The 13,139-nt window shown below is 48.8% G+C and carries 13 protein-coding genes; 8 read left to right on the top strand and 5 right to left on the bottom strand.

The genetic code is table 11. The features are described 5' to 3' along the window. The first annotated feature begins 77 nt into the window (after window positions 1-77). Window positions 78-1,253: a thiolase family protein gene (locus ACJJIR_RS09655; protein ID WP_444908172.1), complete on the top strand. Its 1,176-nt coding sequence runs from the start codon at window positions 78-80 to the stop codon at window positions 1,251-1,253. An 11-nt stretch (window positions 1,254-1,264) separates the two neighbouring features. Continuing rightward, window positions 1,265-1,702 carry a cupin domain-containing protein gene (locus ACJJIR_RS09650; protein ID WP_444908171.1) on the top strand — a complete coding sequence of 146 codons (438 nt, stop codon included), beginning with the start codon at window positions 1,265-1,267 and terminating at the stop codon, window positions 1,700-1,702. Window positions 1,703-1,741: 39 nt separating this feature from the next. Here the strand turns inward: ACJJIR_RS09650 and ACJJIR_RS09645 are convergent, their stop codons facing one another. The 3 genes from ACJJIR_RS09645 to cadR form a co-directional block, all read right to left on the bottom strand. Then, window positions 1,742-2,146, bottom strand: a complete 405-nt coding sequence (locus ACJJIR_RS09645; RefSeq protein WP_444908170.1) for an acyl-CoA thioesterase — start codon at window positions 2,144-2,146, stop codon at window positions 1,742-1,744. A 104-nt stretch (window positions 2,147-2,250) separates the two neighbouring features. Further along, entirely contained in the window at window positions 2,251-3,087 is an 837-nt protein-coding gene (locus ACJJIR_RS09640; RefSeq protein WP_444908169.1) for a metallophosphoesterase, read from the bottom strand. Between the two features lie 21 nt (window positions 3,088-3,108). Further along, complete coding sequence (gene cadR / locus ACJJIR_RS09635) at window positions 3,109-3,543, bottom strand: Cd(II)/Pb(II)-responsive transcriptional regulator (protein ID WP_444897465.1); 435 nt, start codon at window positions 3,541-3,543, stop codon at window positions 3,109-3,111. Window positions 3,544-3,620: 77 nt separating this feature from the next. Between cadR and ACJJIR_RS09630 the strand changes: the two genes are divergently transcribed. After that, on the top strand, window positions 3,621-5,807 hold the full coding sequence (locus ACJJIR_RS09630) for a heavy metal translocating P-type ATPase (protein ID WP_444908168.1): 2,187 nt from the start codon (window positions 3,621-3,623) through the stop codon (window positions 5,805-5,807). 306 nt (window positions 5,808-6,113) lie between these two features. Then, window positions 6,114-6,440: an energy transducer TonB gene (locus ACJJIR_RS09625; protein ID WP_444908167.1), complete on the top strand. Its 327-nt coding sequence runs from the start codon at window positions 6,114-6,116 to the stop codon at window positions 6,438-6,440. A 96-nt stretch (window positions 6,441-6,536) separates the two neighbouring features. Here the strand turns inward: ACJJIR_RS09625 and ACJJIR_RS09620 are convergent, their stop codons facing one another. Then, entirely contained in the window at window positions 6,537-6,827 is a 291-nt protein-coding gene (locus tag ACJJIR_RS09620; RefSeq protein WP_444908166.1) for a hypothetical protein, read from the bottom strand. A 5-nt stretch (window positions 6,828-6,832) separates the two neighbouring features. After that, window positions 6,833-8,404, bottom strand: coding sequence for a nitric oxide reductase transcriptional regulator NorR (norR, locus tag ACJJIR_RS09615; protein WP_444908165.1), 1,572 nt, complete (start codon window positions 8,402-8,404; stop codon window positions 6,833-6,835). 171 nt (window positions 8,405-8,575) lie between these two features. Here norR and ACJJIR_RS09610 point away from each other — a divergent pair, with 171 nt between their 5' ends. The 4 genes from ACJJIR_RS09610 (at window position 8,576) to ACJJIR_RS09595 (ending at window position 13,110) form a co-directional block, all read left to right on the top strand. Then, on the top strand, window positions 8,576-8,827 hold the full coding sequence (locus ACJJIR_RS09610; protein ID WP_444908164.1) for a hypothetical protein: 252 nt from the start codon (window positions 8,576-8,578) through the stop codon (window positions 8,825-8,827). Window positions 8,828-9,275: 448 nt separating this feature from the next. Beyond that, complete coding sequence (locus ACJJIR_RS09605) at window positions 9,276-10,541, top strand: glycosyltransferase family 2 protein (RefSeq protein ID WP_444908163.1); 1,266 nt, start codon at window positions 9,276-9,278, stop codon at window positions 10,539-10,541. Between the two features lie 5 nt (window positions 10,542-10,546). Further along, window positions 10,547-11,572, top strand: coding sequence for an HlyD family secretion protein (locus tag ACJJIR_RS09600; RefSeq protein ID WP_444908162.1), 1,026 nt, complete (start codon window positions 10,547-10,549; stop codon window positions 11,570-11,572). A 305-nt stretch (window positions 11,573-11,877) separates the two neighbouring features. Beyond that, entirely contained in the window at window positions 11,878-13,110 is a 1,233-nt protein-coding gene (locus ACJJIR_RS09595) for a TackOD1 domain-containing metal-binding protein (RefSeq protein WP_444908161.1), read from the top strand. Window positions 13,111-13,139 lie beyond the last annotated feature (29 nt).

The raw sequence follows: 13,139 nt of genomic DNA, 5'->3' as shown, positions 1-13,139 counted from the left end.
ACTCACCTCCCTCCTGCAAGCCCCTCTATCTGATCTAATGTAAACACATCCCCTCCCCGATCGTGTGAGCTACACCCATGAGAGATGTCGCCGTTGTTGCCTATTGCCGAACTGCCATTGCCAAAGCCAGGCGGGGTGCGCTAAATGAAACTCACGGTATTTCTATGGCTGCCCATGTCCTGAGGGAGGTGGTTTATAAGGCGGGTTTAACGCCACAGGAAGTGGAAGACGTTGTGCTGGGGTGCGGCTTACCCGAGGGAGCTACCGGACACAATGTCGCGCGCAACGCGGCACTATTTGCCGGCTTTGGGTCTCAAGTGCCGGGTTTTACTATAAATCGCTACTGCGGCTCTGGCCTTAACGCGGCTTCTATTGTGGCCAATCGTATTGCCGCAGGCGAAATGCAAATTGGGGTGGCCGGTGGCGTCGAGAGTATCAGCCTGGTGCAGTTCAACTTGAACCTGAACCATTTTGTCTATGAGCCCTTACAAAAGAAAGTGCCGGCAGTTTGGTGGACCATGATCCAAACAGCCGACTATGTCGCCGATCAATACAACATCAGTCGCGAAGATCAGGATCGCTATGTGGTTGAATCACAAAAGCGTGTTGCCGAAGCTCAAAAGGCCGGAAAGTTTGCCGAGGAAATCACGCCGTTTGATACGGTAATGGCAGTGAAAGATAAGGAGAGTGGCGAAACCAATCGCCTGAAAGTCACCTTGTCAGAAGATGAAGGCCCCCGCCCCGGCACAACCATGGAAGCCCTGTCTGCGCTGGAGCCCGTAAACACGGGGGGGACGATAACTCCCGGTAATGCGTCCCAATTATCCGATGGGGCCGCAGCGGTCGTCATGATGGATGCTGAACTGGCAGCGCAGAGAAACCTGCCTATTCTGGGGCTGTTTCGCGGTATGCAGCTGGGAGCGGTAGCGCCAAAAGAGATGAGCATTGCGGTAGCGCCAGCGGTCAGTCGCCTTATGAAGCGCCACCAACTCACCCAGGATATGATTGACCTTTGGGAGCTACATGAGGCTTTTGCCGTAACCACCCTATACAACCAGGCTGAACTCAAAACCCCTTGGGACATTACCAATGTTAATGGCGGTGCTATTGCGCTCGGCCACCCCTACGGTATGTCGGGCATCCGCTATCTGGGTTCAACCCTATTAGAACTGGGCCGGCGCGACGCCCATCGGGCAATTATTGGTGTCTGCACTGCCGGCGGTATGGCGACGGCTGCTTACTTAGAGCGATAAGGAATCAGCCCATGAACACCTGGAAGCCTATGGCTGCCCTAGTATTATTGCTACTGCTCCCCTTGGTGGGTTATCTACAGGAAAATATGCAGGGGGTAAAATTTGACACACTGGTAGAATCGACCAAGGATTGGGCCGGAGATACCCTACCCCAATATCCAGAGGGGCAGCCAGAGCTCTCTGTGGTGCGTGTGACAATCGAGCCAGGCGCACGGCTACCAGTGCACAAACACCCCGTACCTAATAGCGTCTATGTTGCCGAAGGCACTTTAAAAGTTACCCTCGTTGACCAGGATAAAAGCCTAACTTTGGATGAGGGGAAAGCCTACGTTGAAGTCACCGATATGTGGCATTTTGGGCGCAATGAAGGCGACAAGCCTGCGACACTCATCATTTTTTACGCTGGTGCTAAGGGAATTCCGACAACGGTCTTTCAAAAAGATAATTAGGAAGCACCCTACTCTAATAACTTGCCGATGAATTAGCAGCTAACTGACGCGCAGCAGGGCTTCTCTAAGATAGCCAGGCAATGGGGTCTTCTCCTTTTCAGGGGATGACAGAGTGACATAGGTAATATTAGCGGTGAACGCTAGTATCCCATTATCCAAAAAGCCTTTCGTTTGAAACGTAAAAGAGTGATTACCAATATCCGCAACAGAAACATGGATACTTAATTCTTGATCCCAGGTTACAGGGGATAGAAACTCCAGGTTAAAAGCTCTTACAGGTGTAAGAAAACCCAGTTGTTTCATTCTGGCGATAGCAGGCCCTTCAAGCAGAACAGCCATTGCATCATGGGTTGCCTCAAGTGCAAACGATGAGAATCTTGGGGTGTATACGATTCCCTCGGGATCACAATCCCCGAACAGTACTTTTCGTTTGACTGTTATCATCGTATCAACCCGTTATTTCTTATCTGGGCTGGAATTATATGTGAAGGTCCCCGCTCCATTCCTACCAAACCACCTACCCAAATCCATCATTGAGAGATCAAACCTCAAGGACCAAATATGGATAATACAGTTACTTCTGGTGGCACCAGGAAACGTACTGGCAAAATACTGGTCCCTACCCCAGGGCTTACATAGAGGTGTTTATCACCTTCAACAATATGCCCAATAGCAAAACGCTGCCCGTAACTTGAAGGTACTATGGGCCGCCCAATAAACGGCAAGTAGACCTGGCCCCCGTGAGTATGCCCGGCGATAGTTAATGACAGCTCCGCAGGCAGTTTGGGGAAAATATCCGGATTATGAGTGAAGGCCAATACCGTCTCACCTTCATCTATCCCCTGCATTGCTTTTTTAACATCGTGAGGCCCCTCCCAAAAATCACTGATTCCCACTAGTCGTAATTTACATTCGCTACTAACCAGACTTACTGACTTATCCTCAAGCACTGAAATTCCCTGGCTTTCAAGGGATTGCTCAACCCGCGCTGCATCAAGCCACCAATCATGATTTCCCAATACGGCAAACACCCCCATCGGGGCCTTGAGTTCTTTAAGAATTCCCGCTGCATCCTCCGGCGGAACGAATTTACCTCCAACAACCCCCTGAATAACAAAGTCACCGGGTAGGAGAATAAGGTCGGGTTGGCTTTTATTAACAGCCTCAACCAGGTTTTGTAAGCTCTTCCGCCCCTTGTAAGGGGAACCTACATGCAGGTCAGCAAGTATCGCGACCCTTAGCCCGTTACATTCCTTTGGCCAGGCATCTACGACAATATCATCTTCATTAATTCGGAAACTTGCTGGCTCAATGATAAATGCCCATACGGCCAACAACAAACCAATACAAAATAATACGATAAAAGCTATACGCCACTTACTCAAAACAAGGCCCAAAATTTACGACTAACACTCATTATTATTTGCCGGATGGCCATGACAGCTACAATCTGTCAGCTCCCGCATAATGTCACAGGCATTAATTGCCTGGCCACCCTCACATCGATTGCGTAAATCTACCAAGCTTTTTCGCAACTGCTTGAGCGATTCCAGTTGTTTTTCGACTCGTTGAATTTGATCATCAACCACGCTATCAATATCAGTGCAGCTTTGCGATGGAGCCTCTTTTAATCTCAACAGGTTGCGAATATCCTCGAGGGGGATATCCAGAGAACGACAGTGGCGAATAAAACGCAGTTGTTCCAGGTGAGACTCTGAGTAAAGCCGGAAATTACCCTCTGAGCGAGCGGGCTCTGGCAGTAGCCCTGCCTGCTCGTAGTAACGAACCGTTTCCACTTTGCAGCCTACTCTCCTGGCAGCTTCACCAATCTTGTAAGCCATGCCACTCCCTCTTGACTCTATAGTTACTAGAGGGATTGTAATACTGGCTCACTGACTGATCTATCCGAGAGTGAATAATGGTCAAGCGCGATTCCAGCTGTGGCTGCAGCGGGGCAACCCAAGCCACAACCATGACGCCAATTCAAAACACCAATAACAATAGCGACAAAGGTGACCTGTCCCTGTTCTCCATCAGCAAGATGGACTGCCCCACTGAAGAGGGGTTGATACGCGCCAAGCTCTCCGGCATGCAGGGCATTTACCAGCTGGACTTTAATCTGGTGCAGCGAATCCTACAGGTGCGCCACGCGCCAGGTATGGAGAGCAAGATCCTCAACACCCTAACCCCTCTTGACCTGGACGCACGCCTGGCCACGGAAGATGACATCGATTCCGCGCCACCTACCACCCATGCAAACTGGTGGTTATTGGGCGCTGCCGGTTTGGCGGCGATTGCCTCCGAGGTCGTATTCTGGTTACAGGGGGGGAACAATTGGCTGGTAATGATACTGGCCCTGGCCGCTATCGCTGGCGGCGGACTCACGACCTACAAAAAGGGCTGGATCGCGCTCAGCAATCGCAACCTGAATATGAACGCGCTGATGTCCATCGCGGTCACCGGCGCCCTGCTTATCGGTCACTGGCCCGAAGCGGCAATGGTGATGGTGTTATTCACCCTGGCAGAATTAATTGAAGCCAAATCCCTGGATCGTGCCCGCAATGCGATTCGGGAGTTAATGGACCTGGCCCCGGAAACCGCCACTGTACAGGGGCCAGATGGCGAGTGGGTTTCCATGTCAGCCAAGACTGTTCCGGTTGGCACAACCATCCGGGTGCGCCCCGGCGAACGCATCGCTCTAGATGGGGAGGTAATACGCGGCAATTCAGCTGTAAACCAGGCCCCAATTACCGGGGAGAGCCTTCCGGTAGACAAAGGCCCTGGAGATGAACTTTTCGCCGGCAGTATCAACGAATCCGGGGCACTCGAATACCAATCTACGGCTGCTGCCAACGATAACCTGCTCGCCCGAATTATTCATGCGGTGGAAGCCGCACAAGGTAGTCGCGCGCCAACCCAGCGCTTTGTCGACCAATTCGCCCACTGGTATACGCCCCTGGTATTTGCAGTGGCACTGGCTACTGCGGTAATACCGCCGCTGCTTTTTGCCGGCAGCTGGATGGAATGGATCTATCGCGCACTCGTGTTACTGGTAATCGCCTGCCCCTGCGCACTGGTGATTGCAACTCCTGTCACCATCGTAAGCGGCTTGGCATCGGCCACCCGCCACGGAATCCTTGTTAAAGGCGGGGCCTACCTTGAGCAGGGGCGCCACATTCGCTGGTTGGCATTGGATAAAACTGGAACCATCACCCATGGCCTGCCAACCGTCACGGATTTTAAAGTGTTAGCGCCAATGCCCGCGGAAGAGGTACAAACCCTAGCGGCGAGCCTAGCCGAACGTTCCGATCATCCGGTATCCAGGGCCGTACTTGAGTTTGCTCAGATTCCCCACGAACGCATACAAGAAGTGGATACTTTTGAAGCCCTGGCCGGGCGCGGCGTCAGGGGCAGAATTCAGGGAGATCAGTGCTACCTGGGTAACCACCGGCTTATTGAAGAATTGGGCATTTGCTCCGCCGAGCTGGAGCGCCAATTGGGAACCCTTGAGGAAGAAGGGAAAACTGTTGTGATGCTGACCCGGGAGAACTCCGTTCTGGCGATATTTGCTGTCGCCGATACCGTGAAGGAATCGAGCCAACACGCCATTGAGAGCCTTCACAAGCTGGGCGTGAAAACACTGATGCTTTCCGGGGACAACCAGCACACTGCAGATGCGATTGCCAAACAAGTCGGCATCGATCGGGCTGAAGGCAACCTACTGCCGGAAGACAAGCTCAGAGAGGTAGAGGCTCTATCTGGAAAAGGCCAGGTTGGCATGGTTGGCGATGGCATTAACGATGCCCCCGCCTTGGCACGTGCTGATATTGGGTTTGCGATGGGAGCAACGGGAACCGACACAGCGATAGAAACCGCTGACGTGGCCCTGATGGACGACAATCTGGGCAAGATCGCCACCTTTATCCAACTATCTCGTTCAACGGCCCATATTCTTTGGCAGAACATTATCTTGGCGCTGGGCATTAAAGCGGTCTTTCTGGTGCTTGCTTTTGCCGGAGAGGCAACCATGTGGATGGCTGTTTTTGCCGATATGGGGACCAGCCTGCTCGTGGTTTTTAATGGGTTGAGAGTGATGAGGAAATGAGCCGGTTTGATATACGGCTTTTCTAGTTAACGGTACTAATTCAGCAATACAGTCTTTCCGTTAACTCCGCTAGATACCGGATAGATTACTTGCTATTTAACAGCTACAGAGAAAATCTATAGGGTGTTACACTTGCCATTTCAATAAGTGCAAAGAAGATTAAAAGTTTTGAACAAATTAGCCCTGATATCTATTATTTTTCTTCTTTGCAGTTGCACTGACTCTCCAACAAGCAAAAATTGCAGCTCTTACGACGAATGCCCCCAGTACATTGACTTTTATAAATCCAGCATTGAAGACAGGGAAATGGCAAGAGAGAAAGGCGGGCCTGTTCCTGTTTACAAATCACTGCCAATATACCCTCAAGAAGCGCTGGAAAAGCAGATGGAAGGCTACGTAATTGTTGAGTATGACATTAATAAAAACGGCGATCCGGTAGACCCCCGAGTTATTAAAAGTAAGCCCTCGGGTTTCTTTGAAGAATCTGCTATCCAGACAGCAAAACACTTTAAATATGAAGCAACTCCAGAAGAGTTCAATAACATTAGAACCAAAGTCATTTATAATATTGCCGAGAATCAACCTGATAGCCAAGAAACATTTTTTGCATATTTATTGTGGCTAGCGATTTAGTTATTTTTATACAAGATCGCAAGTATAAGTATTTACAGCTCTAGCCTTCTATCAAATGCTTGGAGTAATATCACATGCAAATCGTAATACCCCTTATCAATTCCACCAGCGTCTAAAACTAATAAGGCTACGTGCCAGCAAAAAGGGAACCAGAAACTGGCCACTCATCTGAAGTGCAAACTTTGGCCAAAAATCTATTTCTTCAGAGAAGAATGACAGTACAAGATTGCCTGGAAATAAAAATGTACCGAAATATGGCCAACCCCCACCAATTATTTTCCAGTTATACGCAAATGCCAGTAAGCCGATAGTCAGGGAAATTACCCCTACAACCAGCGCAAACCGTAATCCTTTATCGTTAATCAACGTTGCAACTCCTTGCTTCATATAGATTACTTACCTCGAACAACCTCTTTCTTGATGTAAACACCCAACCTTTTAGCGAGACGCACCAAGTTCCCTCGGTCTACGGATAGTAATTTGGCCGCTTTACTCCAGTTCCCATCGGTCTCAGCCAGGGCACTCCCAATGAGTTCACGCTGATAGTTTTCCGTTTCCACCCTTAAATCAATAGCCTCAGACAGCGACTCTACCGGTTTCTGCGGAGGCTTCTGAATAACCAGGTCATCGGGAATTTCAATTTGTGCTGTAGTAATGGCAACAATAGCTTCTGGAGAGCTACCTTTGCGGGCCCTAAGGGCTGCGCGGCTGATAATATGTTCCAGCTCGCGAACATTACCCGGCCAAGCGTATCGCTGTAGCTTATTGGTGGCCTCTGAACTGAGACGCAACTGACGAAAACCCAACTTCCTGCGGGAGCGCTCCAAGAAGTAGTCTGCCAACAGCAGGACATCACTACCCCTCCGGCATAGCGGTGGGACTTCAAGGGGATATACAGAGAGGCGATGGTAGAGATCAGCTCGGAAAGTACCGTTTTCAATCCCTTTACGTAAATCCCTATTAGTCGCCGCTACAATACGAACATCTACATGCTGTACCGTATCCTTACCTACCGGCTGAATCTCACCACTTTGCAATACGCGCAACAATTTGCTCTGCACCACAAGCGGTAACTCGCCAACCTCATCCAGGAAAATAGTGCCGCCGTTCGCCAGTAAAAATTTACCGGGCCTCTCGCGATCTGCGCCGGTGAAGGCCCCTTTTGAGTGGCCAAAAAGTTCAGCTTCCGCCAGGGTTTCAGTCAGGGAAGCGCAGTTCAAATAGACTAAGGGCTTCTCCTTGCGAGTCGACAACCTGTGGACGGTACGGGCAACCAGCTCTTTCCCCACTCCCGTTTCTCCGAGAATCAGCACGTTGTAATCCGACCCAGCCACCAGCTCTATCTCACTGCGCAGGGACTGCATTTCCGCGCTCTCACCAATTAATTCGCCTCCATCCCGCTCCAGTGCCTGCTGGGTTAGGTCTTTCACCAATTGCTCAGCGTGCTCGGCAGAATGTGACAGGGCTTTTAGCTCTAAAGCTGTGCGTAAAGTGGCCGCAGACAGCGCGGCTATCAGCTCCAGGGTTCGATCACTGATTCGGGCATAGGCATCCGCAGACATGCTATCCACTGTTACCAGACCAATCAGATGGTTATCTGAATAGAGAGGCAAGCCCATACAAGAGTGCACGGGAAGATCTCCCTCCCTATCCAACAGCAAACCATCGAAGGGATCTGGTAGCTGACAGTCAGAGGGGAAGCGGACCGGGTGTTCCGAGGCGCAAATTTGCGCTAGCCGTGGATGCTCATCAATTAGGAATCGCCGCCCCAGAGTCCTTCGGGCAAGCCCCTGAACTGCGAGAGGGGTGAGTGTAGCGCCATTTAGCCCTAGCAAGGCAACAGCATCGCACTTGATCGCTTTGCGGATAGTAGAGAGCAGACGCTCAAAACGATCGCTGTTGTTAAGGCTATTAGCCAGGTCCAGAGCCACTTCAAGCAGTAAGGTTGCGTTGGTATCTACCATAGCCAAATCAGTCCAAAAGACCTTTAAGAGTCATTATGACACAGCAATCATAAAGGTCAATTTGACACATAAACACCAAGAATAAGCCGTAACCCGTTGTTTTTATTGGTATTTATATTTGGCATAGCAGTTGCTAAAGATAGATTGACGCCGTTTGAACCTGAGGCCGATATGCTGAATACGGAAAACCCCTTACTGCGTGAGCGTTTCAAGCTACTACTAAAAGCCGGTAACTTTACGCTGCTTCTGTCAGTTCCCCTGCTTATTCTGACGATTGTTATTTGCTATCCCCTGTCTCACCTGTTTTCAATTCCCACGCAGGTCGCCGGACATATCTTTATGGTGATTAGTGCGACGTTTCTAAAACTGGGCTACATAGGTCGCGTGGTTGCTCAATACAATCTGGACCTTGAGGTTCGATAAAGGCTGAACCGCCGCCTCCGAATTCCCCCCTTCCTATTAGCAGCGAATAAATCAACCCAGAGCCTCTGCTGGCTCTGGGGCTCTGCATTGCCCGACACCTCAAACCACCGTGGACTATACTGACAGTCTCAGAGATAGCATTTCCTTCTAGGGAGACTTATGGCTGCCCCTCTGGTTGAGCCAAGGTCTCTTTTACAGGCTCTATAGCATAAAGGGCCAAAGTCAGGGGGTATCAAAATTGGGCTTAGCCTATACAAGCAGTGAGCTGATAGCCCTTACCAGTGAATGGAAGCTAAGCGTAAGATCAACCTTCCATGCTCGCCCCCTAGTCCACCCAAGCGAAGTGCCGCAAGACACTCGCTGTTCTCCAAATAAGATCACTACCATATCACAGATAGGTAACAGCAATAGCCGGGGTCTGTATTCGCCTATTCAGGAGCAGACCTAAATGTGGGAAATGATCGATGATGGAATTACTTTCTTTGCCACTCAGAGCTACGCCACCCTCTTTACGATGTTTTGGATCGTGGTGGTATTGGAATTCCCTAGATATTTAATGTCGTTTTTTACCTCGGTATTCTTTTTCGCCACAAAACCAGAGTACGAGGAGGACATTGAATCCTTGGGCAGACTCACTGCAGTCATCGCCGGTCACAACGAAGAAAACTCTATTGAAAAGTGTGGCGAGCGCTTACAGGAACAGAGCTATATCCCCTATGAAGTCATCGCAATCAGCGATGGCTCCACAGATAAAACCCGAGACGATATTCATTACCTGCAAAACAAGGGCCGCTTGGATGGCGCTCATGCAACAGAACTGCGTGGAGGCAAGGCCTCAGCCCTTAATTTAGGACAGAGATTTTCAACAGGCGACTTTATAGCCTCAATTGATTGCGATTGCACCTTCGATCGCCACGCTATGAAATACGTGATGCAAGGCTTTGCAGATCCCAGGGTTGGCGTGGTTTCAGGTAATGTAATTGTCCGAAACTCCACAGAAAATATACTCAGCTCCTTCCAGGCCATTGAATATGTAATCAGTATTTGCTTGGGGCGACACTCCCTAGCGATGCTCGACCAAATGTGTTGTGCCTCCGGTGCCTTCAGTGCTTTTAGGGTATCCGCAATGAATCAAATTGGCGGCTTTGATGCCGGCGGAGGAGAAGACTTAGATATCACCTTTCGTTTGCGGGATTACGGTTGGAAAGTGGAATTTGCACCTGAGGCGATTTGTTATACCGATGTTCCCACCAGCATCACAGTTCTAATGCGCCAGCGCTTTAGGTGGGAACGGGATGCGATTCGTCTTCGCTACCGCAAGTACCTGCATTTTATTAATCCGTTCCGCCAAGGAATGCAGCTAAAAGAGTTTTTTCACCAATATGAATTCCTGGTTTTCAATGTTATTGCCGCAATAGCTTTACCAATCTATTTAGTCTGGATATTTGTGCGCTATGGCGACAATGCCTGGTTTATTTTAGCGGGAGCCCAGGTTGTATTAATTGCACTCGATACAATTACCTTTGCTTTAGCTTCTTACGCAACCCCAAAAGTCAAGTCACTTCCCCTTTGGCCCTATATTCCTGCCTATAGCATCTTTTATGTAAACTTTATGCGAGTCGTAAGACTGTATGCTTATGTTCAGGAATGGATCTTTAGAACATCCTATAAAGATTCTTTCGCCCCTTTAAAAGTACACCGTGTTCGTGAGTAGCTTGAATGAAGGCTCTGCGAAAACGACTACGCCCAGATAGCTTCGAAAGCGAGCAGCGAAAAACCCGAGGATCTGCCAGCCGACGAATATATCTGGCTTTGTTAATTTTATTTGGTATTGGCGTTATTCGCTATATATGGGGTGACTGGTTTTTACTGCGAAGCGATGGGTTAGTACTACGCGATCAAAGCGTTATTGAAATGGGCTATCTAGTAAAAGTAGTAGAGGTTGCCGTAGATGAAGGACAAGCTGTTAAAGAGGGCGAACTACTCTTAAGGATTGAATCAATGGAGCTACTGGAGCGAATCGCCGATCTCTCCACCCGCCAAGCTAACCTAATACAGATTTCTGCTGAATTCACTTTATTGGCAGAGACTGCTAAAAAACTACTCACTCCCGCCAAGGAGCGTAAAGTACAAATTGGCCGAATCGTAGATAGAATCAATAAACTTGCAAATAAAGGAGTAGTCAGCGAAGTCGGTTACCAAGATGTATTGAAAGATAACTTCGAGGCCAGTGAAACCCTGGTAAAATTACAAGTTGAAAGCGCCACCCTGGAAGGAAAACGTAGATCTGTTGATGAGGCAATTTATCGCTCCGAACAAGCGCTAAGAAAACTGGAGGAGCATTACAATAACGGTATTATTCAAAGCCCCACTTCTGGTCTAGTTGGGGCTTCAGTCCCCCATGTCGGCAATGTTTATGATGCTGGGGAGCCCCTTATGTCTATCTACACCGGGGAAGCCTATGTCCTAGCCTATCTACCCAATCAATATCAATTCGTGATCAAGCCTGGAATGGAGGTATTGGTTACTGGTGGACGCTTTAAAGACAAAGGGGTACTAGTAGAAATGATCCCCCTCTCAGCAGCACTACCCCAGGAGTTCCAAAATACATTCAAGCCCACATCGCGTAATCAGTTAGCGAAAATAGTCTTACTTGACCCATCAAAATTTCCGGTGAACGAGAAAGTTACCATAACCCTAAAGATTGACTGGATTGATGTCATTATTGATAAATTTATTAATTAACTCCCCCCAGATGACGACTACCTTTTATGTCATACAGTTATTCCTAATTCCTGCCAGGGACGTAGGGCACCTATCCCTGCCTATTGCCAATTTTTCACCTATCTTTTCTTAAATACTCAACAATCTATTCAGTAAAAGGGACGCCATATACGCCACAGGTTACACAGTTACGTATAACTGGCATGAAATAAGCTAAAACACTCAGTTAATCTTTCAAACGCCAGCTGTTATATAGGTGTGGAGGAATCAGCATCTCCTTTTTAAGTGACGAATATAGCTTTTTTCGCTGGCCCGGCGACTCTAAGGTGACATCGCATACCGGTGAATCCAAAGACGCTATTTTGATTGAGGAGCCAGCATCAGTAGATGACCTGACGCATATATGGCATATGCGTGGTGGCTTGTATCTACTCCCGGTTATTGATCTCACTGGAACAGTCGGCGAAAAGGCAGATCTGGATTGCTCAAAGCTTAGTGCGCAGGATATGCCCGTTGTGAGCCAGGTTATTGACGACTTTCACTATCGGCGCGCGCAAGTCCACCTGGATTTCCACACCACTCAGAAAGATAGCGACAAAATACTAGCGCGATTATTTGTATCTGGCGTAAGTCTCTCGCCGCACTATAGCCCCAACTCCAAAGCTACTGTTGATTTTAATATTATCCTCGATAGCCCGACGGTTGTGACGGAATGTGAAAAACTGATCGAATCAGGATTTCTACAGGGCAAGTTTTTCGATCGACGCCATATCTGTAACGGCTGTGGGGGTTCTCAGTTTAATGTCCGTGAAGAGTGCGCGGTATGCAGATCCTCTAACCTTACCGAAGACTTCTATCTTCACCATTTCAGCTGCGCTTATTTGGGTCGTGAAGCTGACTTCAGGGAGGGTGAAGACCTGATTTGCCCCAAATGTCGAAAGGAGCTTTTACACTTCGGCAGTGACTACGACAAACCCGGCACACTGCTTATTTGCAATGCTTGCGGCCATGCCAGCTCAGAAGTGGAGATAGGTTTTTTGTGCCTCAACTGCCAGAAAGATACCGACAGCGAATCCATACGCACCGGGGATATTCACAGCTACGACATTACGGAACGCGCCAGTAGCTACCTAAGAGCTGGCTATGCATTTCTCGATTTTACTGACCATAACCCTATGTTCGCTGACCTACCCTTCACCCTGATCGTAGAACTCAACCAGGCGGCAAGAGCATGGAAAGAGAACAAAACAAATTTCTGCTTGGTTAATATCAACTACGAACATGCTCATGAACTCGAAGTCGAACATGGGCCCCGACAAGCAATGCAGAGCCGCCGCCAATTCATAGAGAACCTTCATGGAGTTTTATGTAGAGCTTACGAAGGTATACGGAAAGAGGACTTTATTACCGGGAAATATGAAGATTATATGGTTCTACATGGAATAGCTAAGGAGGACATACTTGAAGATCGCAGAGAAATGATCAAGATTGCCATGTCCTCCATAAGGCTGGATATTGGCCCCTACTTTAAAGTACTCGGGCCCGAGGAGCTTGTTTAAAAGAAAGCCGCCCGCCCTGTTACAACCAC

The organism is Microbulbifer maximicatervae (SeqCode), from assembly GCF_052467385.1.
Note: the sequence above shows the minus strand (reverse complement) of the source record. Positions and strands in the feature narration are given on the sequence as shown.

Excerpts from the sequence above, each read along its gene's own strand:
- ACJJIR_RS09620 (WP_444908166.1), bottom strand. The coding sequence starts at position 6,827 with ATGAAGCAAGGAGTTGCAACGTTGATTAACGATAAAGGATTACGGTTT.
- norR (WP_444908165.1), bottom strand. The coding sequence starts at position 8,404 with ATGGTAGATACCAACGCAACCTTACTGCTTGAAGTGGCTCTGGACCTG.
- ACJJIR_RS09600 (WP_444908162.1), top strand. The coding sequence starts at position 10,547 with ATGAAGGCTCTGCGAAAACGACTACGCCCAGATAGCTTCGAAAGCGAG.
- cadR (WP_444897465.1), bottom strand. The coding sequence starts at position 3,543 with ATGGCTTACAAGATTGGTGAAGCTGCCAGGAGAGTAGGCTGCAAAGTG.
- ACJJIR_RS09630 (WP_444908168.1), top strand. The coding sequence starts at position 3,621 with ATGGTCAAGCGCGATTCCAGCTGTGGCTGCAGCGGGGCAACCCAAGCC.
- ACJJIR_RS09605 (WP_444908163.1), top strand. The coding sequence starts at position 9,276 with ATGTGGGAAATGATCGATGATGGAATTACTTTCTTTGCCACTCAGAGC.
- ACJJIR_RS09645 (WP_444908170.1), bottom strand. The coding sequence starts at position 2,146 with ATGATAACAGTCAAACGAAAAGTACTGTTCGGGGATTGTGATCCCGAG.
- ACJJIR_RS09610 (WP_444908164.1), top strand. The coding sequence starts at position 8,576 with ATGCTGAATACGGAAAACCCCTTACTGCGTGAGCGTTTCAAGCTACTA.
- ACJJIR_RS09625 (WP_444908167.1), top strand. The coding sequence starts at position 6,114 with ATGGCAAGAGAGAAAGGCGGGCCTGTTCCTGTTTACAAATCACTGCCA.
- ACJJIR_RS09655 (WP_444908172.1), top strand. The coding sequence starts at position 78 with ATGAGAGATGTCGCCGTTGTTGCCTATTGCCGAACTGCCATTGCCAAA.
- ACJJIR_RS09650 (WP_444908171.1), top strand. The coding sequence starts at position 1,265 with ATGAACACCTGGAAGCCTATGGCTGCCCTAGTATTATTGCTACTGCTC.